The following is a 20,948-nucleotide window of genomic DNA, read 5'->3' as shown; positions in this document are numbered from 1 at the left end:
TAAAGTGGGGTACATAATTTTTGTTGTGGAGGTAAACCTTATGAATAAAGATGAACAATTCATGCATAAAGCGATTGAAATTGCTCTACAAGCTCGCAAAGAAGGAAACGAACCATTCGGAGCCATTCTGGTGAAAAATGGAGAGGTCGTCATGATTGGGGAAAATAAAATCAATACTTTTTGTGATCCCACACATCATGCAGAAATCGGACTTATCCGAAAGTATTGTTCCGAACACCATGTGTTTGACCTGAGCGAGTACACCCTGTATACAAGTTGTGAACCGTGTGTGATGTGTTCCGGTGCCATGGTTTGGTCGAATCTGGGGAGACTGGTGTATAGCGTATCCCATGATCAATTAGCGAAAATCGCTGGCGGCAACATCATGATCTCGTGTGAAGAAGTATTCGATAAAAGTCCTCAAAAGCCTGAAGTAGTGGGTGAATTGCTTAACGCAGAAGGATTAAAAGTATTCGAAGGATATCAATTTCATTCCGAGTCCTCATCTGAACAAAAAATAAATTTTTAATTATTGCTTGATTTTTTTTTCAACGTCTGATAGTGTAAGACCTGTGATTTTGGGAAGTTGATTTATCAATATTAATTAGAGCTTTCCAGCAGATAATTTTGACCACTTCTTCAAGAAGTTAAGGCCATACGGACAGCCGGGTCAAACGCCGATTGGCAACTTATGTTGCTTTATTGATTGAGTTCAAAGCTCAAATTTTATAAGTTGGTTACTTTACAACCAGTGCAATTGCACATCAACTTGTGAAACGGTCAATAAGAGTGGTAAAGGCGAATTATTTGCTATATAGACTCTGATCCAGTATTGATATACATGAAGGAGCTTTCCGCCAAAGGAATTCTTATGAATTTTATTTGGTCATGGAGACTTCACGTCTTTTTATGATGTATATCAACAAGCAAGTGTGATGATGCGCGATTGCGGGCATTTTTCACCTTGCTTTTTTTGTTGTCTTGTTGTCACCGTATTAATCCAATTAAAAAAAATACATATTGGGATAGGAGAATGTAAAATGGGAAAAGCACTAATCATCGGCGCCGGCGGCGTTGCTTCCGTGGCAGTACACAAATGCGTTCAAAACAGCGAAGTTTTTGAGGAAATTTGCATCGCGAGTCGTACGAAATCGAAATGTGATGAACTCAAAGCCAAGCTGGACGGCGGAAAAACTAAAATTACAACAGCACAAGTAGATGCTGATAATGTTGACGAACTGATCGCTTTGATCAACGAAGTTAAACCGGATATCGTTATGAACCTTGCTTTGCCGTATCAAGATCTGACCATCATGGATGCTTGCCTTGCAACTAAAACAAATTACATGGACACAGCGAACTATGAGCCACATGATACAGCGAAGTTTGAATACAGCTGGCAATGGGATTACAAAGAGCGTTTTGAACAAGCAGGAATCACTGCATTGCTCGGAAGTGGATTTGACCCAGGCGTGACTGGCGTATTCTCCGCTTATGCCCTCAAGCACTACTTTGACGAAATTGAGTACATCGACATTCTGGACTGCAATGGCGGCGACCACGGCTATCCGTTCGCAACCAACTTCAACCCTGAGATCAACATTCGCGAAGTATCTGCGAACGGAAGATACTGGGAGAATGGTGAATGGATCGAAACAAAACCGATGGAGATCAAACGTGTCTACGACTTCAAAGAAGTTGGCGAGAAAGACATGTACCTGTTGTACCATGAGGAACTGGAATCTTTGGCTAAAAACATGCCAGGTCTGAAACGCATTCGTTTCTTCATGACATTTGGTCAAAGCTACCTGACTCACTTGAAAGCACTTGAAAATGTAGGCATGACTTCAATCGAGCCTATCGAATATGAAGGCAAACAAATTATCCCACTGCAATTCCTGAAAGCAGTTCTGCCGGATCCAGCATCCCTTGGACCACGTACTGTGGGTAAAACGAACATCGGTTGTATTTTCAAAGGCAAAAAAGATGGTCAAGACAAAACATATTATGTATACAACATCTGTGATCACCAAGAGTGCTACAAAGAAGTGGGTTCCCAAGCGATCTCGTACACAACAGGCGTTCCAGCTATGATTGGTGCGGCAATGGTCATGACAGGCAAATGGAACAAACCAGGCGTATACAATGTAGAAGAGTTTAACCCAGATCCATTCATGGAAGAGTTGAACAAATGGGGCCTCCCATGGGTAGAAGACTTCAACCCGGTACTCGTTGATGAGCTGCCAGAAGAAGTTAAAGAATCGGAGCTTGTTCGTTAAAATGCGGTTCGAGCAATTACCGACACCATGTTTTGTTGTTGACGAGGCGCTTATCGAGAAAAACCTGAAAATCCTGAACGGTGTTATGCAGCGTACAGGTGCCAAAATCGTGCTCGCTCAAAAAGCATTCTCCATGACTGCGATGTATCCGCTGATTGGAGAATACCTGAGCGGTGCAACAGCGAGCGGTTTGTATGAAGCGCGTCTGGGCCATGAGGAAATGGGCAAAGAGAATCATGTCTTTGCTCCGGCATACCGCGCAGAAGAGATCGACGAGATTATCTCCATCTGCGATCACATTATTTTCAATTCATTTTCGCAACTTGCGAAATTCAAGGATAAGGCGCTTCAAGCTGGCCGTAAGGTCGGATTGCGCGTCAACCCTGAATGCTCTACCCAGGAAGGACACGAGATCTACGATCCGTGTTCTCCGGGTTCGCGTTTTGGCGCGAAACTGGAGGATTTCGATGCAGACCTGTTGGAAGGCGTCTCCGGATTACACTTCCACACGCTGTGTCAGCAAAATTCGGATGATCTGGAAACTACGCTGAATGCAGTTGTCGAGAAATTCGGACAATGGCTACCACAAATGGAGTGGATCAACTTCGGCGGTGGACACCATATCACACGTGAAGATTATGATATTCCAAGGTTGGAAGCTTGCATCAAGCGTATGCAGAACGACTATGGCCTGGAAGTATATCTGGAGCCGGGAGAAGCTGTTGCGCTGAACGCGGGTTATCTCGTGACTTCGGTGCTGGACTTCCATAAAAATGGCATGGACATCGCTATTTTGGATACTTCAGCTACATGCCATATGCCGGATGTGCTGGAAATGCCATATCGCCCGCCGCTGATCGGTTCGGGAGAAGTGGGCGAGAAGGCGCATTTGTATCGCCTTGGTGGACAAACCTGTCTGTCCGGTGACGTGATTGGGGATTATTCATTCGATCAGCCTTTGCAAGAAGGTGACCGTCTGGTATTCGAGGACATGGCGATCTACTCCATGGTAAAAACCAACACGTTCAACGGCATGCCGCTTCCAGCGATTGCTGTTAAACGAAAAGATGGCGATTGCGAAGTTGTTCGCGAATTCGGGTATCAGGATTTCAAAATGAGGCTGGCATAATTACTTCATTATATAGTAGTTATATAATAAAGAATTGAATTTATAGCATTGATTATAAATACAAAGAAGGGAACCTGGAGACAGGTTCCCTTTTTAACGTTCAACGATGTTTAACGATTAGATTAGATGATGTTTATCAGTGAGGTTAAATGATGTCTAACCGTATCCGGGCTACTTGGCTTAGACTTCAGTTTCGGGTTGATTAATTTTGTGGTTTAGAGGCTGCTCTCGCAGCGTACGGAAAAATGGGTTCTCTTAGTTCAAAGTCATACGTCAATCCATCCACAATGCCAACCACGCTCTCACTGTCATACAACTCAAGCAAAAATCCAGCCATTTGTTCCGCCGTATGGAACTTCGGAACTCTGCCTTCATATTCAAACTCGTCTACATTAAAGGAATGTTTCGCAAATTCCGTTTCGGTTGCAGCCGGAGCGAGAACTTTGGCTTGCATCGCTGCGTTCTTGCCTTTTAACTCTTGCGCAAGTCCTTCGGTAAAGGCACTTACATAGAACTTGGTTGCGCAGTAGGTTACGGCATCGGCTACAATTGTATATCCTCCACCAGACGAGATATTAATGATCTGTGTGCCATCGACATCTGCATAATCACGTACATACAGGGAAGAAAGAATCGTAAGAGCTTCTATATTAAGATGAAGCATCTGCTCAATCTTGGGCAGATGTTGTTCGCCAACGGAAGCGAAATTCCCGAATCCTGCGTTGTTAATCCACGTCTCAATGGAATAAGCCTGGAGACTTTCATAGAATTCATGCACATTAGCGGCAATGGACAGATCTACTGTACGGATGACAACATCCAGATCAGGATTGATTTCAGCTACTTTTGCTTTTAACTTGTCCAATTCATCGGTTCTGCGAGCTGCCAGGATCATATTTTTGCCACGAGCTGCAAAAGCTAAAGCCGCTTCATATCCAATGCCCGAACTGGCACCGGTAATCACTGTGTATTTCATGGAAATTCCTCCTGGATCTGATTTCATTATTTATTGTGATAAGACCACGAGTTGATTATACTGATTAGAGCTTACTCTAAGTCAAGCGGGAAAATGGAGAGGAGGTTAACCATGCATACCATTGGTGAAGTGGCAGAATTGCTTCATATTAGTGCACATACGTTGCGTTATTATGAGAAGGAACAGATTGTGATTCCTCTCCGGGATGCCAGTGGAGACAGGCGATACAACGAATCACACCTGAAATGGCTGCAATTTGTGATCAAATTAAAAGAGACTCAAATGCCCATTGCTATTATTAAGAAGTATGCATCCTTGTTTCAGGAAGGAGAGCATACGGCGGCAGATCGTTTGAAGCTGCTGGAGGAGCATAAAGAGTCGATCCAAAAACAGATGCACATCCTTAACACAGCCGATGAGATGCTTGAGCATAAAATTTCGTCGTATCGAACGCTCATTGGACAATGAAGTAACTTGAAGTAACACACACAAATGACGATCTATTGCCAAAACAGTGATTTTTATTATAGACTGTTTTTTATCGGTTGTTCATCAAGGGGGAAATGGAATGCATCAAAACAGAAAACAAAAGTCAAACAAGTTAAAGATCCTCTCCAAAGTATTATTGATTATCATTGGGGGATTTATAACGGCATATGGCCTCGAAGCCATATTGATCCCGAATAATGTCTCAGATGGTGGTGTCACAGGTCTGAGTATCGTAGGATCCCAGCTGTTTGGATTACCACTGGGGATGCTCATCGGGATTATTAACATTCCATTTGTGTGGCTCGGATACAAGCAAATCGGTAAAAGCTTCGCGTTATATTCGATCATCGGTATTGCTTCACTGGCAATCAGCACCAGTCTGATGCACCATGTACCAACCATCATTCAAGGCGATACCTTGCTCGTTACGGTTGTCGGCGGGATAATCATCGGTTTCGGTATGGGACTTGCATTACGTAATGGCGGGGCATTGGATGGCATAGATATGCTGGCTGTACTTCTTTCGCGAAAAGTACCTTTTGGAACCAGTGATCTCATTCTGTTCCTCAACATGTTTGTCTTTATTGTCGTTTCTACCGTATTCGGTCTACAAGGAGCGATCTTGTCAGGACTTGCATATTTTATTGCTTCTAAAGTAATACATATTGTTGAAGAGGGCTTGAGCGGCTCCAAAACGTTTAAAATTATTACGAATCAACCAGAAATTATGGTTGAAACCATTCGTGACCGACTAGGTCGTGGAGCAACATATACAGAGGCTTACGGTGGTTACTCGAATGAGCAATTCAAGGAAATTACTTGTGTCATCAACCGGATGGAAGAGAGTAAAATTAAAGATATCATTCACGAAATTGACCCGACTGCTTTTGTAGTTGTATACGATGTAGCTGAAGTGAGAGGCGGCAATTTCAAAAAGAAAGATATTCATTAATGCTGAAAAGAAAAACATAATTAATATAAACTTACTTGGTCAACCAGTAACTACTGGTTGGCTTTTTTTGTCTGTTGATAGCGCAACTTCAAGGAGTAACAGACGGATTCACGTGATAATTTTTAAAAAAATATTTAAATTTGCAAATAAAATAAAGGTGGTTTATTATTATATCAAATGATACAAATGACTATCATTAATGAAAATTAAATGTTGATTACAAAACAACAACATGAATGCAGAAGAGGAGAATTTTTTATGGCATGGTTATTTCTTATTCTTGGAGGAATCTTAGAGGTAGGTTGGGCATTAGGTTTGTCGTTCTCCGATGGTTTCTCAAAAATTGAAATCGTAATCCCCACGGTGATCTTAATGATTGGCAGCTTCTATTTTTTTGCAAAATCCACTAAAGTGCTTCCTGTATCAACCGCATATGCGGTGTTTACCGGACTTGGTTCATTTGGAACCGCAATTGTGGGAATGATTTTTCTGGGGGATTCCGTAAGTGCACTCAAAATCGTGCTGGTCATGATATTAATTAGCTGCATTATCGGTCTGAAATTTGTATCCAATGAACCTAAACCAAAGGCAGGTGTATAGATATGAGTTGGTTTTTCTTGATCTTAGCTGGTTTATTTGAAGTCGGTGGTGTAATATTCCTGAAACTTTCAGATGGATTTACCAAATTGAAACATACATTTACGTTCGCTCTGTTTCTGGGATTAAGTTTCATTTTCCTTTCCCTGTCGTTGAGAGAGATTCCAATCAGCATTGGTTACGGAATCTGGACAGGTATTGGTGCATCGGGCAGCGTATTATTAGGGATGTATGTTTTCAAAGAGCCTAAAAACGCAAAGAAATTAGCGATCGTTAGTGGGATTATCGTCAGTATCGTGGGATTGAAACTGGTCTCTTAACCCATATCTGTACTTCATGCATAAGGCTAGCTCACTTATGGAAAACTTCTGTAGTGCGAGTTAAATTGCATGACTTCATGTATGTATGGGAGGTAAGCCTAGTGACAAATCAAGATCCGCAAGAGCTTTTGAAGCAAAAGCACGAGCTGGATGAGCAAAAAAGACAGTTCACCAATTTTTCTCGAAATATTTCTGGTCATGGCGAGGTTGAAGCTGGCCAAGAGTTCAGTGTTGACCGAGTGCCGGATGACCAAAACCGTATGAAATCGGTTGAGAACAAACGCGGCGGAGTCTAAAAAGGTAGAACGTAAGCCGATCCTTTCATGGATCGGCTTTTTCGTGCGTAGCATTTTATCGAATAGGAAGATATATGTTGTAGTTGAGAATGATTATCGATAGAATGGAGAAAAGTGAAAATATCCGCTGATTTGCTGATTTTTTGCTAACTTAATGGGTTGTGGAAGGTGAAGGAAGAGATGCACGTAGAAGAGCATGTGAAGTTATGGAATTTGGCCTCAATTAAAATATGGGATGTGCGTCACGTCGTCGTGCGCGCTGAAGAACCCATCCATGCCTATCGATTTCCAATTAGCGGTTTTATATATACAGTTCGCGGCAATGCAACGATTACGCTGGATGACACGATGTACGCGATCGATCAGATGCAAGTCTTACATGGTGGCAAGGGGGTATGGATGAATATCTCCTTGAACGAGGATTCATTCGAATTTTATTTGATGTTTTATCGGGCTAATTTGTCTTTATCCAATACTCGTGAGAATCAAGCTCTGCTCAGGCAACATGTCCCGTTTCATGTGCAATATGCTTTTGCCCCAAGCTATCCCATTGACTTATATGATAAAGTCCAAAGAATAGAGCAACATTGGGAACGGACGGATGCGTTCTCGAAATTTCAGGTGAAGACGTTATTTTATCAATTTATTAATGAATTAATGAGGCAGTTAAGTGCACAAGGGATTGAGACTGCCAAACCCGATCTGGTAGCTCAAGCCGTTCGTTATCTTCACGAGAACTACATGTTGCCCGTTATGGTCGATCCGCTCGCAGAACTTCTGGATTGCAGTGCAGGACATCTGTCGAGAACGTTCAAGAAAGAGACAGGCAGCAGTCTGATTACCTATTTAACTCGGATACGGATGTACAAAGCCAAGGAGCTGCTGTTGCACACAGATGCATCTCTTCAGAAGATTGCCGAGGCAATCGGCATTCCGGATGTGATCTATTTTAATCGTTTATTTAAAAAACATGTTGGTCTTTCACCAGGTCGTTTCAAACAAAAATGTATCGCCCTGCCAACGGGTCAGAATAATGCTATCCGAGAATCAGAATTGTCCATTGTCAGTCCCCTGCATCGCGGTTATGATCCTATTGATGATGATAATTATTATCAATACAAACCCAAAGGAGAATCACTTACATCTATGAGATCGAGAAAACCCGTTGCATTGCTTTTGATACTCAGCCTTACATTATTAATATCAGCCTGTTCCCCTTCTCAGGGCAGTTCAGCAACAAGCAGTAATGGAACAAGCGGTAACAATGCTCCAACCACCGAAGTCGCGCAATCTACCGAATCAGCAGTACAGGAACGTGTTGTTAAACATCCTTGGGGAGAAACGGTCATCAAGGGTGATCCTCAGCATATTATTTCGTTGTTCCCGGCTGCAACGGACTATTTGTTAGCACTCGGTATTGTACCCCAGGCAGCATCCAGTAATGAGGAGGGAAGTGATCAGTTTCCTACCTACCTGTCCGATCAACTACAAGGAAAAGAAAATCTGGGCTGGCAGGTTGATCCCAATTATGAAAGCATACTGGCGGCAGAGCCAGACCTGATTATCGGTCAGGATTTCATGAGTGATGCCTATGACAGCCTCAGCAAAATTGCGCCTACCTTGCTGGCAGAGAAGCTGCAGGACGAGCAAGGTATTATTCGTATGAAGACCAGCCTGTTACATATGGGAGATATGTTAGGGAAGACGGATCAGGCCAAACAGGTCATTGAAGAATACGACAAGAAGGCTGCAGAAGCCCGCGAGAAAATCAAGCAATCCATCGGAGACGAGACCGTAATGTTCCTGCGTTTATCCGATAAAGAAGTGCGTTATTACAGTAAAAGAAACTATGAGGTTCTGTACGACGATCTCGGCCTGACACCTCCTGTATCCATACCTGACCCGACAGATTCAATGAAAGTAATCTCCATGGAGTCGTTACCATCGATTAATCCGGATCATATTTTCCTGTTGTCATCAGACGAGAATGAAACGACTGAATTGCAAAAAACAGCAGTGTGGAAGAGCCTGAATGCTGTTAAAAACAACAATGTCTACATCGTTGACTACGGCTTGTGGTTCCAAGGCCCCGGAGGACCTATCGGACAGACCAAGATTATTGACGAAGCGGTAAATTTCCTTATCCAATAAAGAAGGAAACGAGACAGGAGGATTAACACATATGGAAACGTCCGTCGTGGAGAAGTTCATTCGTGAACGAAGAACTATTCGTCAGTTCAATGGCAAACCGCTGGCGAAAGAAACGATCATGCACTTGCTCGAAGCTGCTGTGTGGGCACCCGTGCATTCCCGTAAAGAGCCTTGGCGCTTCATTTTATTTGTAGAAGAAGGTCGGAAGCAATTTGCTGATGCCGTACTGCATACGTTCTCCAAGGGTGAGCGAGAGCGCTGGGGAGAGAAGCTGCAAAAAGACTATTGTGAGTCCATCCAAGCTCATCTGCTTGTTGTGATCGAGGCCGATCCGAGACAACGGGTGTGGGAAGATGCTGTGGGCGCAAGTGCTGCGCTTATTCAGAATATACAACTTCTGGCATGGGAGCAGGATATCGGCGTTGTGTGGAAGACAAATGAATATAATTTCGATCCTGATTTCTACTCCAAGACCGGTGTGAGACCAGGGGAGAGAATTGTTGGCACACTTCATCTGGGGTACTTTGATCAGGATAAGATTCCCAAGCCTCGTTCTCGTACTCCAGTAGAAGAGTTATTGACCTGTGTCTCGGTGGCAGGGGAAGACGCGCAACAGCATTAGTTGTCATTAGTAGCGTACTATCAGATGTTCAAAATTCTTAAAATATTTCTCACCAAGCCGCTAAATTAGCGGCTTTTTTGGCGATCTTTGAATTTGGAGTAACAGTCAGGCTTTCATTTTGTTCCAATGTCCCGGATTGGTATCATCTGGGACAATTAAGTTAATAATATCCTGATAATGGTCTGCTTTATTGATCATATATTGCACTCGTTGTTGGGCTTCTTCCAACTGAGCAAGGGCGGCTTCCTTCTGCCGTAAAATGATCTCATAACGCGCTTGTATGGTGGAGTTGCCCTCCAGGCATAGATCCACATATGCTTTAATATTTTCAACAGACATACCGCATTGTTTCAGATATTTTACCCCCGTAAGCCAGTTTACGGATTCTTCGTCAAAAAGACGGTTGTTGTTTTTGTCGCGTTGCAGATTTGGAACGAGTTCTTTATCCGTATAGAAACGAACCGTATGTTCGGACAGATCGAGCAGTTTGGCGACTTGTTTGACATTATACATGACGAAACTCCTTATGTTTTCAGGTATGAAATAAAAAAATGATAGAAAAAAGATTGACTTCGAGTTACTCGAAGGTGATAGCCTAAGTATAGTTTAAGGTTATTAGACTGTAAATCTCAAGAAAAAATATAACTAACAAGGAGTGTCACTCGATGGAATATGTAACGTTGAATAACGGAGTTAAGATGCCTATTTTGGGATATGGTGTGTACCAGATTGCTGATCAGGAAGAATGTGAGAAATGTGTGCTTGATGCAATCAGCGTGGGGTATCGTTCTATTGATACAGCGCAAGCATACCGTAATGAAGAAGCCGTAGGCCGCGCAATCCAAAAAAGCGGAGTGCCTCGAGATGAATTTTTCATCACGACCAAGGTATGGATTTCAAATGCAGGATATGAAAAAGCCAAAGCTTCCATTGAAGAGTCACTGCGGAAACTCCAACTGGAATATCTGGACCTGGTCCTGATCCATCAACCATTTAATGATTATTATGGAACATATCGGGCAATGGAAGAGTTATATAAAACGGGGAAAATCAAAGCCATCGGAGTAAGCAATTTCTATCAGGACCGATATATCGATCTTGTTCAGTTCAGCGAAGTCGTACCGGCAATTAATCAAGTTGAAACCCATGTGTTCAATCAGCAGACAGAGGCACATGAGATCATGAAGAAATATAATACGCAGATTGAATCCTGGGGACCATTTGCGGAAGGAAAAAATGACTTATTTACGAATGCGACGTTGCAAGAAGTAGGTCAAAAATACAACAAATCGACGGCCCAAGTCGCTCTGCGCTTCTTGCTTCAAAGAGGAGTAGTTGTTATTCCGAAAACGGTCAACAAAAATAGAATGGAAGAGAACTTCAATGTGTTTGATTTTGAATTGACCTTGGAGGATATGCAAAAGGTAGCAGCTCTGGATACAGGAACAAGCTCCTTCTTTTCGCACTATGATCCTCAAACCGTAGAATTTTTGACTGACTACGGCAAGAAAGGACTTTAATCCGACTTATCCAATATCCCCTCATCGGAGACGAACCTGTGAAATTGCCACAAACCAGACAGATCATCTGTCTGGTTTGTTGTATTACAGGAAGAGAATCTCAATTAACCAGCTGTTCCTGATTACGATCATTGAAGCAATATAGATAGTAGTCAATCGTTGTAAAAGGTCGTATATTATTAATATGTGGATTGTGGGAGTGAAGATGGACCACATCGCAAAATGATAAACGATTTTACATAGAAGGACGGGAGAACATTGGACTTTAAACCGCTTGCTTCATTTATTGACCGTATTACATCTTGGCGCATTCCGTGGGCAGAGGTGCTGGTAATGCATCAAAATGATATCGTTTTCCATTACCGTAATGGTTACGCTAATCTGGAAGAGAAAACACCTATCGGTGATGGAGCGATCTTCAATCTATACTCCATGACCAAAATTATGACTTGCGTGGCAGGGCTGCAACTGGTGGAGAAAGGGGAGATGCTGTTAAGCGATCCGCTGTCCGATTATCTGCCAGAGTATGCTGAGATGACGGTAAAGAAAGCGATGGCGAACGGCGAGATCCGACTGGAAAAAGCGACAAGAGCCATTACAGTACGTGATTTGTTCACCATGACCGCCGGGTTCTCCTATGACGTGGGTTGTCCAAGCATTCAGGAAGCTGTGAAAAGAACCGATGGAACATTGTCGACCCGTGATTTCGCGAAAGCGCTTGCGAAGGAACCGTTGCTGTTTGAACCAGGTACGCATTGGAACTACAGCATGTGTCATGATGTCCTGGGAGCCTTGGTGGAGGTTGTAAGTGGCACACGCTTTGGTGCGTATCTTCGGGACGAAATCACCGGACCACTCGGTATGAACGACACAGCGTTCAATCTGAACGATGAACAGCAGACGCGTCTGATTCCACAGTATGCTTATAATGATGAGCTTGAAAAGGCTGTCCGTATGGATGGCAATGGGTTTCGTGTGGGTACAGAGCTGGAAAGTGGCGGTGCAGGCTTATTGTCAACCGTTAGCGATTATGCACGGTTTCTGAACGCGCTTACTGGTCGTGGTACGAGTCCTGAAGGCGTGCGCATTCTGTCACAAGCATCAGTGGAACTGATGCGAACGGATCACCTGAACGAGATGACTCGGGGTGATTATTCTTGGGATCATATGTATGGATACGGCTATGGACTAGGTGTTCGCACCCATATCTCCAAAGCAGGAAGCGGCTCACTGAGCCCAATTGGCGAATTTGGATGGAGCGGCGCTGCTGGCTGTATGGCTATTATTGATCCGGATTCAGAGCTTACAGTCATGTATGCACAGCACCTGCTGAACAGTCAGGAGCCGTACGTTCAACGACGCTTACGTAATGTAGTGTATTCCTGCCTGTAAATCATATCGTATTCGAAGTTACTTTAAGAGCCGCTAAATAGCGGCTTTTTTATGTTATATGAGTCGAAATCTATTAATTAGATTGTTATTTCTTTATTAGAAAGGGTATGTTATCATTCTTAGGAAAATAGTACTAGTAGGAGGATATGCTTATTGAACATGAACTTAAATTAATTACATAGTTTGATCAAGATTACACGCTAGCAAGTACCTGTTTGAATGTTGAGATTGTGAACGATTCATAATTAGAAAAGAGCTGTTAGATTTTTATTTTTTACTCAAAGGAGAGTCATCGATGATACACCTCAAACACAATGCAAAATGGGCTTCTCTGGCCGTACTTACCTTAATCGCCTATGTTCTGAGCGCATTGCTTCTGCCTCCACCAAATGCTGCTGCCAAAGGAGAGCAAATCTCCGCCAAACAGCTCGAAAGTATGAGCCGCCTTTCATTTACGCTTCGTGATGCCAAGCAAACGGCTTACACCGTTTATATTTTTGCTTATGATGAACAGAAGAGCACGCTGACCGAAGAAAATGGTTGGACCAACAATAAAAAAGGCGACAAGAGTTATTCAGGCACGTATCGTGCAGCTTTGTTGAAAAAAGGTGCAGCATACGGAACTGTTCAGGCGGCAAAACTGGATCTGAATACGATTATTTTGCCTCAAACCTGGAACTTCGTTGTGAAAAGCAAAGAGGCTAGTACACCAGACATGCTGATGATCACCGATTGGGGAACTTCTAACTTCAATGATGTGAAAACGTATATTGTTCGTTCCGGGGAATTGCGCCGTGTAACATTTGTCGATAACAAAGGTAAAAAAATCGACGATTACTACTCTGCAATCAGAGATGGTGGAATCCGTACTCTTTCAGGTGCCCGAGTGCAGTTCAAAAATTACAACAACCTTCAATTCGTCTATGGAGTTACTACGTTTAAGCTGAATGTGAACAAATTGGAATTACGGTTGGAAGATACGCGTAACCTTCGTTCAGAAGCTTGGCCGAACTCGGGTGTTGGCGATCGCGCTTACCTGAAAAGCCTAAAGGAAGCTGCTTTAAAGGGTGTGTTGCCAGGCCGGACGGACATCAAGATTGGCATGACGCTTCAAAATGCGCAAAAAAAGCTGGGGAAACCCAATTCTCGTTCAAACGGGGAATGGGGAGCTTACTATTATTATTCTAAATTCGGCATCGGGTTTGATTCATACATGCACGAGCTTAGCAAGAAATCACGTATTGCGGTTATCCAGCTGTACAATGAAAAGCAGTATCTCTCACCATGGAATGTGAAACGATGGTTGGGAAAACCCACCTCGGAATATTATAATGAAGTTGTGGGTGGTTATGAGATGGAATACGAGCTGGGTAAGCACACTATAGTTTTTAATTATTTGGAAGAAGAAGACTTAATTGACTTTACGAATATATATTAAGGTATAACATAGCGAGAACTGAACGTATTCGTATACGAACTTACAAAAAAAGCCGCTAATTAGCGGCTTTTTTTGTTATCCATGGAAGTGGACGCGTAGTCTATTTCATTGGATTGTTATTAGAACGTTGCACAGAACGCACACGATTGACTAAGTAAATGCCAACCGACACGAACAGCAATGCAGCCAGATTTTTCAGTTCCAGAATCGTTTCCCCGAGGAATAACGCTGATAATAAAGCTCCAAATACAGGGATTAGGAAGTTATAGACAGACACTCTTCCGACCTTGTTATACTTGAGAAGCATATTCCATAGACAAAATGCGACGGATGATAGCAATGCCAGGTAGATCAAGTTACTGGTGGATTCCAAGGTGAAATGGGTGACACGACCGCCGAGTGATAGACCTAACAGCGTAAGTACCAGTCCCCCGACGAATAAGCTGACACCTGTTATGATCAAAACATCGATGGTGGCGGTGAGACGTTTTGCGTAAAGGGCTGTAACGGAAAAAACAAGTGCCGCTATAATAATGAACCCTTCGCCTGTGAATGAAAAGGAAAAAGCAAGCAGATCCGTATGGAAGTTTACGATGATTACGCCGACAAATCCGAGCAAGCAGCCAACGATTTTATTTCTGCTTAATTTGTCGTTCTTATAGATGAAATGCGCCAGAACAACACTGAAAAAGGTCGTCGTTGCATTCATAATGGAGCCTTTGACACCCGTCGTATTGGCTACACCGACGTAGAAAAACATATATTGCAAACCCGTTTGCAATATACCAAGCATGATAAGGCCTGTCCACTGAGGCTTGGTTAATTGGAGCTTCTGTTTTCTAACGATACGAGACAGGAGCAAGAGCAGCATGCCCGCCAGTGTAAATCGGTATCCGGCAAATACATATTTGGAAGCAATATCTTCCGGCAGAATGTTAAATGCGATATATCCAAGTTTGATGGACGGGTACGCACTTCCCCATAACAAGCAACACAGGCTTGCCACGAGCATAACAAAAATGGGATCACTAAACCTACTCGGTTTCTCAAGGGTATTTCTCTCTATCACTTTCGATCTTCTCCTCGCATTTCATGCACATATGTATGTACGTATCTAATATCCTCTGACCATATCACATAACGCCAATGTTTGTATCAAAAATTAATAAAGTGAATAAAGAGACATGATTTTGTCACAAGAACCGCACCTGACTAGCTCTTAGGGGCCATACCTCTACAACAAAACGCCTGATAGTATGATAAAGATCATAAATGGATAGACGTTGGAGGGAAAGTCATTGTCTAAGCGAAAAATGGTTAAATCACTTTTGGCAAGCTGCCTGCTTATTGTAATATCTGCTTGTTCTACCGCGCCAGCAGATCCAGGCGGCAATGCTGCAAAATCATCAAATGAAGCGGTCTCGCAATCGAAGGAATTGACGTTCCTGTTTAATTTCGCCAGCCAGACGATCGATCCACACCTGGATTATACGCCACTGCGTGCAGGAGTTACGGAGACACTGGTGAAACTGGACGAGGATTTAAACATCAAGCCTTGGCTTGCAGACCGTTGGGAGAGTGCGGATGGACAACACTGGGTCTTTCATATTCGGGAAGGTGTTACTTTTCAAAATGGAAATCCGTTGACGGCAGAGGCCGTTGAGCAATCTTTGAAGCGTTCCATGGAGGTTAACCCTGGTGTGCAACAGGTTCTCGGCATCGACCAAATGGAAGCCACCGGTCAGGAACTGAAAATAACGACTACACAACCATTTCCACAGTTCCCATCTGAACTGGTTCACCCGAACACAGCTGTGCTCGACGTTAGCGCGGCAGATGTAGGCAAAGCTCCCGTAGGAACCGGACCGTTTCGTGTTGCTTCGTTCGTCGCTGGAAGCTCGCTGGAAGTCGTGCGTTACGACGAATATTGGGATGGGATTGCCAAGTTGAATCGCGCTCACTTCAATTTTAATGAGGACGGCAACGCAAGGTTATCTGCATTAATGTCTGGCGGAGCTGACGTTGTCTATCGTCCACCAGTGGAGAGTCTTTCTACGTTGGAACAAGACAATCAATACCACTTGGATTCCGTCGTGAGTTTGAGAACACATGAATTGATTTTTAACAATCAGCATGGGCCGTTCCAGAATGAATATGTGCGTAAGGCTTTTGACGCTTTGGTTAACAGGGAAGAGCTAATGAACGATATTATGGGTTCGCAAGCCACGCTGGCGGATGGACCGTTCCTGTCAGAATTTCCGTTCGTTCCTGCGTACACGAGTAAGCAGACGGGAACCGCGGCAGCACTGGAATGGTTCAAGAAAGCCGGTTACACCGTCACAGATGGCAAAGTCACGCAGGATGGAAAAGCATTAAACCTGAAGCTGGTAACGTACAGCTCACGTGCAGAATTTCCTATTTTCGCTCAGACGCTACAATCACAAGCCAAGGAACTGGGCATTAACATATCCATTGAACTGCTGAATAGTTACGAAGATTATTTACTTGAACAAGACGATTGGGATCTGGGGACCTACAGTCCGTTGATCGCACCAAGGGGTGACGCCAGTTATTTCCTGAACGTGGCCTTCAAACCGGACGGATCGCTGAATTTCGGCAAGGTGAATGATCCCGAACTAACATCAATCATTAACCAACTGGATCAAACCGTGGACATCGAACAACGAACTACTCTCATTAAAGAAGCACTTGAACGTATTGATGACCAAACATACTATTCATACCTGGTACATCCCAACACGTTAGTAGCTTACAACGATGGTGTGGAAAATTGGGAGACAAGTAAGAGCGAGTACTACATGTTGACCAATCAGTTAGACATACAAGCAAAATGAAGAAGCTCGTGCAACGCTCTCTGGAGCTTTTGCTGTTCATCCTGCTCTTGTCTTTCATCAGTTTTGTTGTCATGAAGCTGGCTCCCGGAGATGCAGTGAGAGAAATAATGCGCTCCGATGACGTGGCTCTGGATCATGCGGCCATTGAGAAGCAACGAGAAGCGATGGGACTTAACCAGCCACTGTGGCAGCAGTACGGGAACTGGCTCACTGGACTTGTGCGACTGGATCTCGGCGAATCATACATGACTCGCCGTCCTGTTCTTAGTGAACTGCTAGGAAGGCTGCCAGCCACAATGATGTTGACCGGAGCATCACTCGTAATCATGCTGATCATTGCTCTTCCTCTGGGCGTGCTATCTGCCCTCTATTCCGGGAGAGCCATCGACCGTTGGAGCCGTGTGATTGCGGTAGTGGGTACATCTGTCCCTAGCTTTTGGCTAGGGATTCTTCTCATTGACTGGTTTTCAGTCAAGGCCGGATGGTTACCTTCGATGGGAATTGGTAGTCCGAAGCATTTGATTCTTCCTTCGATAACATTAGGCATGACCATGGCTGCCGTGTATCTCAGACTGATTCGCTCCAGTATGCTCGCGAGTCTGCAACAAGATTTTGTACAAGGGGCAAGAGCTCGAGGGATTCGGTCCGGAAGAGTTGTCTTTCGTTATGCGCTTCGGCATGCATTGTCTCCTGTACTTGGCATGTTTGGTGTAAGTATTGGCAGTCTTCTTGGCGGTACTGTCGTTGTAGAGGTGCTGTTTGCGTATCCGGGCATGGGTAAGCTTGTAATGGACGCCATCCAGCACAGGGATTATCCCGTTATGCAAGGTTATATGGTCTTGATGGCGCTCCTTATTACATTAGTCAATCTCGTGGTCGATGGAATTCAAGCATGGCTCAATCCGGAGATGCGTTTGCGAGGTGAGAAACAATGAAGCATATCCCGATTTTTCTAGGCAAGATCTATTACTGGATCGGAGCAGCAGGTATCGGCTTTGCAGGCTTAATCGTGCTGGCACTGCTTGCTCCCTCGTTCATTACACAAGATCCTTATCGCGTTGAGATGGGAATGAGGCTACAATCGCCCTCCATGTCGCATTGGCTCGGTACAGATGGTTTGGGCAGGGACTTATTTACACGTCTGCTTGTAGGCGGCAGGAATACATTGGGTACGAGTGTGGCCGTATTGTGCACAGCACTGGCGATTGGCATTCCCATTGGACTGATTTCCGGTTATTTTGGAGGCATAATGGACCGAATATTTATGCGGATCGCCGACGCTTTCTTGGCATTTCCCGATTTCCTAGTGGCGATTGTTCTGAGTGGATTGCTCGGTCCTCACATCGTGAACTTGATGATTGCCATCGCTGCTGTGAAGTGGATCGCCTATGCCAGGGTCGTGCGTAATACAGTCCGTGCTGAGAGAAACAAAGAATATGTAGCAATTGCTCGCATGAATGGCGTAGGGCCATTCCGGTTAATACAGAAGCATATGTTGCCACATGTTATTCGTCATGTCATCGTACTGGCATCGCTCGATATTGGAAAAATCATACTGATCATCGCGTCGCTATCATATGTGGGTCTAGGTACTCAACCGCCAGGAGCCGAATGGGGAGCCATGCTTAATGAAGGCAAAACATATTTTCTCCAATCTCCCTATCTGATGATCTGGCCTGGAGCTGCAATTATGTTTACGGTCGCATTGGCTAACCTGACTGGAGACCGTATACAGGATCGGCTTGGCAGAGCATCCAGAGAGGGGGGAGACACATGAATGACGGATTATTAATACAGAATTTGTACATCGGTACCAATCAGCAAACGCTCGTTCATAACTTGAACATCCTGCTTGGTCAGTCACGTTGTCTAGCCTTGATCGGAGAAAGTGGTAGTGGAAAAACGCTAACGGGACTGGCCATTGGTGGTCTGTTGCCACAGGACATTCATATTCAGCAGGGCGTGATGAAGATAAACGGCACGTCGCTGGAGAGTGTTTCCCGGAAAATGATGCAAACCATCAGAGGACGACGCATCGCTTACGTGTTCCAAAATTACGCAGGTGCATTTAGTCCGCTCCTGCCACTAGGCAAACAATTGGATGAAACACTGAAAACCCATACCGAATTGAATGCACAGCAACGCCAAACGATGATAAGAAAGGTGCTGGATGAGGTAGGTTTATCTGGCGAGCGTGTACAGAAGAGTTATTCGTTCGAACTGAGCGGCGGGCAATTGCAGCGTGTGTCCATTGCAGCAGCCATGATGCTTGAACCAGAGTTGATCATTGCGGACGAACCCACAACTGCACTCGATTCGGACACTGGCCAACACGTTCTGTCGCTATTGCACAAACTGAAGGAGCAAAGTGGCTGCTCTATCTTGCTGATCACACATGATCTCCGTATTGCACGGCAATATGGAGATGATATCGCCGTGATGCAACATGGACGAGTCGTGGAAAATGGGCAGGCAGCAGATGTGCTGAAACATCCAACACATCCGTATACACAAAAGCTGATAGAGGCTGAACGTCTGCTGGGCAACCGTGAACCTGAAGTGAATAGAGACGTTCAAGAAGAAATCTTCGGAGCTTCAGATGCGGCAAAGGACATACAAGAGATCGGAAGCTCAATGTTGTCGGTCAAGGAAGTTCATAAAACGTACGCTTCAGGATTACAGGTTCTGAACAACGTTTCTATGGAGATTCGAGAAGGGGAGTGCCTGGCGCTGATTGGTGCAAGTGGAAGTGGTAAAAGTACGCTGGCACGTTGCATTTTGCAAATCGAACCCTACGATAGAGGCGATATTTATTTTCGCAATCAACGGTTGCAACCAAAGAAAAAGGGCATTTCCCTACAAGGCAACGTTCAGGCTGTCTTTCAGCATCCTGCCTTGAGCCTGAACAGTCAACTACGCATCCTGGATTCATTAATGGAACCGCTGGACAGGGTGAAACGAAGCTTCACCCAAGCTAGAATGTACCGCAAAACCCGGTTTAACGTAGCAGAGGAGTGGATGGAACGCGTGGGTTTATCTCCGGAATTATTGTTACGCTATCCATATCAGCTCAGTGGTGGGCAGAAGCAACGCGTGTGCATTGCTCGTTCGATCAGCACTGAACCGCGATTTCTGATATTGGATGAACCGACTGCCAGCTTGGACATGATCGTACAAGCACAAGTACTGCAACTACTGAAAGAGCTTCAACAAAAACTCGGATACAGCTCATTATTTATCTCTCACAATTACAGTGCAGTGGAATACCTGGCAGATCGGGTGGTAAGAATAAAAGATGGAATGGTTCATGACGGGCCTCTGTTATAGATTCCTTTCTAATAAAATCCCAACTTGTTCTGCCACAATGTGCGGTTGCCGGGGTAAGCCATTCGTGAAATAGGATTCCACTATACCAACGATCGCTGTACCAAAGAACATAAGAATAACTTCTTTCGTTAGTCCTTTATTTTTCCCCTCCGTTATATTCACCTCATCTTCCAGTTCTTCGATGACGAGAGCGAGGAAGCGACTGCGGAAAAAAGGGGCTCCTTTACTCCGTAACATAGCCGAGAAAAATGAAAAGTGAATTTCAAAATAATCGAACCACAGCACATTGCTTTCTATAAAATCAAGATCGGATGCTTCCTTGCACAATCTTCTTAGTTCATCGATATGTTCTTCGATTAATTTATCCAGCAAGTCGAATTTGTCAGAATAATGATGGTATATCGTTCTGCGGCCGACATTCGCATGATCAGAGATATCCTGCATCGTAATGGTATCGAAAGGTTTTTCGTTCATGAGTTTGATAAAAGCGGATTTGATCGCTTCCTGAGACTTAAGTATTCTTCGATCTGTGATAGAAACGATAGTAATCACCATTCTTTCCATAAAGTAATTGCACAAATGTTGTCCTATTGCGCCATAAGGCA

At 44.1% G+C, this 20,948-nt stretch carries 21 protein-coding genes; 17 read left to right on the top strand and 4 right to left on the bottom strand.

Translation table 11 applies throughout. The features are described from left to right. Positions 1–40: 40 nt before the first annotated feature. The 3 genes from HF638_RS06560 to nspC all read left to right on the top strand — a co-directional run bounded on the left by HF638_RS06560 (position 41) and on the right by nspC (position 3,408). The gene (locus tag HF638_RS06560; protein ID WP_169479470.1) at positions 41–529 is read left to right on the top strand and encodes a nucleoside deaminase; all 489 of its coding nucleotides are present in this window, start codon (positions 41–43) and stop codon (positions 527–529) included. A gap of 511 nt (positions 530–1,040) precedes the next feature. Next, entirely contained in the window at positions 1,041–2,279 is a 1,239-nt protein-coding gene (locus HF638_RS06555) for a saccharopine dehydrogenase family protein (protein ID WP_017688530.1), read from the top strand. 1 nt (position 2,280) lies between these two features. Continuing rightward, positions 2,281–3,408, top strand: coding sequence for a carboxynorspermidine decarboxylase (nspC, locus tag HF638_RS06550; RefSeq protein WP_100526213.1), 1,128 nt, complete (start codon positions 2,281–2,283; stop codon positions 3,406–3,408). Positions 3,409–3,610: 202 nt separating this feature from the next. Here the strand turns inward: nspC and HF638_RS06545 are convergent, their stop codons facing one another. Next, on the bottom strand, positions 3,611–4,384 hold the full coding sequence (locus tag HF638_RS06545) for an SDR family NAD(P)-dependent oxidoreductase (protein WP_169479469.1): 774 nt from the start codon (positions 4,382–4,384) through the stop codon (positions 3,611–3,613). A gap of 111 nt (positions 4,385–4,495) precedes the next feature. Here HF638_RS06545 and HF638_RS06540 point away from each other — a divergent pair, with 111 nt between their 5' ends. The 7 genes from HF638_RS06540 (at position 4,496) to HF638_RS06510 (ending at position 9,811) form a co-directional block, all read left to right on the top strand. Next, positions 4,496–4,852: a MerR family transcriptional regulator gene (locus tag HF638_RS06540; protein WP_076331123.1), complete on the top strand. Its 357-nt coding sequence runs from the start codon at positions 4,496–4,498 to the stop codon at positions 4,850–4,852. A 100-nt stretch (positions 4,853–4,952) separates the two neighbouring features. Next, the gene (locus HF638_RS06535; protein ID WP_169479468.1) at positions 4,953–5,825 is read left to right on the top strand and encodes a YitT family protein; all 873 of its coding nucleotides are present in this window, start codon (positions 4,953–4,955) and stop codon (positions 5,823–5,825) included. A 258-nt stretch (positions 5,826–6,083) separates the two neighbouring features. Beyond that, positions 6,084–6,425: a DMT family transporter gene (locus tag HF638_RS06530; protein ID WP_169479467.1), complete on the top strand. Its 342-nt coding sequence runs from the start codon at positions 6,084–6,086 to the stop codon at positions 6,423–6,425. A 2-nt stretch (positions 6,426–6,427) separates the two neighbouring features. Then, positions 6,428–6,742, top strand: a complete 315-nt coding sequence (locus HF638_RS06525) for a DMT family transporter (RefSeq protein WP_076212062.1) — start codon at positions 6,428–6,430, stop codon at positions 6,740–6,742. Between the two features lie 101 nt (positions 6,743–6,843). After that, entirely contained in the window at positions 6,844–7,038 is a 195-nt protein-coding gene (locus tag HF638_RS06520) for a hypothetical protein (protein WP_169479466.1), read from the top strand. A 180-nt stretch (positions 7,039–7,218) separates the two neighbouring features. Next, positions 7,219–9,189 carry an AraC family transcriptional regulator gene (locus HF638_RS06515; protein ID WP_169479465.1) on the top strand — a complete coding sequence of 657 codons (1,971 nt, stop codon included), beginning with the start codon at positions 7,219–7,221 and terminating at the stop codon, positions 9,187–9,189. Between the two features lie 31 nt (positions 9,190–9,220). Continuing rightward, positions 9,221–9,811 (top strand): nitroreductase family protein, encoded by a 591-nt coding sequence (locus HF638_RS06510; protein ID WP_169479464.1) that lies wholly within the window; start codon positions 9,221–9,223, stop codon positions 9,809–9,811. A 105-nt stretch (positions 9,812–9,916) separates the two neighbouring features. Here the strand turns inward: HF638_RS06510 and HF638_RS06505 are convergent, their stop codons facing one another. Beyond that, entirely contained in the window at positions 9,917–10,324 is a 408-nt protein-coding gene (locus HF638_RS06505; protein WP_169479463.1) for a MerR family transcriptional regulator, read from the bottom strand. A gap of 152 nt (positions 10,325–10,476) precedes the next feature. On the opposite strand from HF638_RS06505, the gene HF638_RS06500 reads away from it, so the two are divergent. The 3 genes from HF638_RS06500 to HF638_RS06490 all read left to right on the top strand — a co-directional run bounded on the left by HF638_RS06500 (position 10,477) and on the right by HF638_RS06490 (position 14,161). Beyond that, the gene (locus HF638_RS06500; RefSeq protein WP_169479462.1) at positions 10,477–11,331 is read left to right on the top strand and encodes an aldo/keto reductase; all 855 of its coding nucleotides are present in this window, start codon (positions 10,477–10,479) and stop codon (positions 11,329–11,331) included. Between the two features lie 258 nt (positions 11,332–11,589). Continuing rightward, the gene (locus tag HF638_RS06495) at positions 11,590–12,723 is read left to right on the top strand and encodes a serine hydrolase domain-containing protein (RefSeq protein ID WP_169479461.1); all 1,134 of its coding nucleotides are present in this window, start codon (positions 11,590–11,592) and stop codon (positions 12,721–12,723) included. Between the two features lie 295 nt (positions 12,724–13,018). Continuing rightward, positions 13,019–14,161, top strand: a complete 1,143-nt coding sequence (locus HF638_RS06490; protein ID WP_169479460.1) for a DUF4309 domain-containing protein — start codon at positions 13,019–13,021, stop codon at positions 14,159–14,161. A gap of 100 nt (positions 14,162–14,261) precedes the next feature. On the opposite strand, the gene HF638_RS06485 is transcribed toward HF638_RS06490, so the two are convergent. After that, positions 14,262–15,230, bottom strand: coding sequence for a DMT family transporter (locus HF638_RS06485; protein ID WP_348982077.1), 969 nt, complete (start codon positions 15,228–15,230; stop codon positions 14,262–14,264). Positions 15,231–15,474: 244 nt separating this feature from the next. On the opposite strand from HF638_RS06485, the gene nikA reads away from it, so the two are divergent. From nikA to HF638_RS06465, 4 genes are read left to right on the top strand one after another with little or no spacing between them, the layout of a single operon-like run. Beyond that, positions 15,475–17,016 (top strand): nickel ABC transporter substrate-binding protein, encoded by a 1,542-nt coding sequence (gene nikA, locus HF638_RS06480; protein ID WP_169479673.1) that lies wholly within the window; start codon positions 15,475–15,477, stop codon positions 17,014–17,016. Further along, positions 17,013–17,951, top strand: coding sequence for a nickel ABC transporter permease (gene nikB, locus HF638_RS06475; protein ID WP_169479459.1), 939 nt, complete (start codon positions 17,013–17,015; stop codon positions 17,949–17,951). The genes nikA and nikB overlap by 4 nt, the downstream gene beginning before the upstream one ends. Then, complete coding sequence (gene nikC, locus HF638_RS06470) at positions 17,948–18,793, top strand: nickel transporter permease (protein WP_169479458.1); 846 nt, start codon at positions 17,948–17,950, stop codon at positions 18,791–18,793. The genes nikB and nikC overlap by 4 nt, the downstream gene beginning before the upstream one ends. Further along, the gene (locus HF638_RS06465) at positions 18,790–20,343 is read left to right on the top strand and encodes an ATP-binding cassette domain-containing protein (RefSeq protein WP_169479457.1); all 1,554 of its coding nucleotides are present in this window, start codon (positions 18,790–18,792) and stop codon (positions 20,341–20,343) included. Before nikC ends, HF638_RS06465 begins: the two co-directional genes overlap by 4 nt. On the opposite strand, the gene HF638_RS06460 is transcribed toward HF638_RS06465, so the two are convergent. Then, positions 20,338–20,907, bottom strand: coding sequence for a TetR/AcrR family transcriptional regulator (locus HF638_RS06460; protein ID WP_248278050.1), 570 nt, complete (start codon positions 20,905–20,907; stop codon positions 20,338–20,340). The two genes, HF638_RS06465 and HF638_RS06460, sit on opposite strands and share 6 nt — an antisense overlap. Positions 20,908–20,948 lie beyond the last annotated feature (41 nt).

Source organism: Paenibacillus sp. SZ31 (assembly GCF_012912005.1).
Taxonomy (GTDB): Bacteria; Bacillota; Bacilli; order Paenibacillales; family Paenibacillaceae; genus Paenibacillus.
This window is presented reverse-complemented; position numbering and strand designations above follow the sequence as displayed.

What these genes read in the sequence shown, in the direction of transcription:
- nikA (WP_169479673.1), top strand. Translation starts at nt 15,475, where the DNA reads ATGGTTAAATCACTTTTGGCAAGCTGCCTGCTTATTGTAATATCTGCT.
- HF638_RS06500 (WP_169479462.1), top strand. Translation starts at nt 10,477, where the DNA reads ATGGAATATGTAACGTTGAATAACGGAGTTAAGATGCCTATTTTGGGA.
- HF638_RS06560 (WP_169479470.1), top strand. Translation starts at nt 41, where the DNA reads ATGAATAAAGATGAACAATTCATGCATAAAGCGATTGAAATTGCTCTA.
- HF638_RS06510 (WP_169479464.1), top strand. Translation starts at nt 9,221, where the DNA reads ATGGAAACGTCCGTCGTGGAGAAGTTCATTCGTGAACGAAGAACTATT.
- HF638_RS06505 (WP_169479463.1), bottom strand. Translation starts at nt 10,324, where the DNA reads ATGTATAATGTCAAACAAGTCGCCAAACTGCTCGATCTGTCCGAACAT.
- HF638_RS06555 (WP_017688530.1), top strand. Translation starts at nt 1,041, where the DNA reads ATGGGAAAAGCACTAATCATCGGCGCCGGCGGCGTTGCTTCCGTGGCA.
- nikC (WP_169479458.1), top strand. Translation starts at nt 17,948, where the DNA reads ATGAAGCATATCCCGATTTTTCTAGGCAAGATCTATTACTGGATCGGA.
- nikB (WP_169479459.1), top strand. Translation starts at nt 17,013, where the DNA reads ATGAAGAAGCTCGTGCAACGCTCTCTGGAGCTTTTGCTGTTCATCCTG.
- HF638_RS06530 (WP_169479467.1), top strand. Translation starts at nt 6,084, where the DNA reads ATGGCATGGTTATTTCTTATTCTTGGAGGAATCTTAGAGGTAGGTTGG.
- HF638_RS06465 (WP_169479457.1), top strand. Translation starts at nt 18,790, where the DNA reads ATGAATGACGGATTATTAATACAGAATTTGTACATCGGTACCAATCAG.
- HF638_RS06515 (WP_169479465.1), top strand. Translation starts at nt 7,219, where the DNA reads ATGCACGTAGAAGAGCATGTGAAGTTATGGAATTTGGCCTCAATTAAA.
- HF638_RS06540 (WP_076331123.1), top strand. Translation starts at nt 4,496, where the DNA reads ATGCATACCATTGGTGAAGTGGCAGAATTGCTTCATATTAGTGCACAT.
- HF638_RS06525 (WP_076212062.1), top strand. Translation starts at nt 6,428, where the DNA reads ATGAGTTGGTTTTTCTTGATCTTAGCTGGTTTATTTGAAGTCGGTGGT.
- HF638_RS06490 (WP_169479460.1), top strand. Translation starts at nt 13,019, where the DNA reads ATGATACACCTCAAACACAATGCAAAATGGGCTTCTCTGGCCGTACTT.
- HF638_RS06535 (WP_169479468.1), top strand. Translation starts at nt 4,953, where the DNA reads ATGCATCAAAACAGAAAACAAAAGTCAAACAAGTTAAAGATCCTCTCC.
- HF638_RS06460 (WP_248278050.1), bottom strand. Translation starts at nt 20,907, where the DNA reads ATGGAAAGAATGGTGATTACTATCGTTTCTATCACAGATCGAAGAATA.
- HF638_RS06545 (WP_169479469.1), bottom strand. Translation starts at nt 4,384, where the DNA reads ATGAAATACACAGTGATTACCGGTGCCAGTTCGGGCATTGGATATGAA.
- nspC (WP_100526213.1), top strand. Translation starts at nt 2,281, where the DNA reads ATGCGGTTCGAGCAATTACCGACACCATGTTTTGTTGTTGACGAGGCG.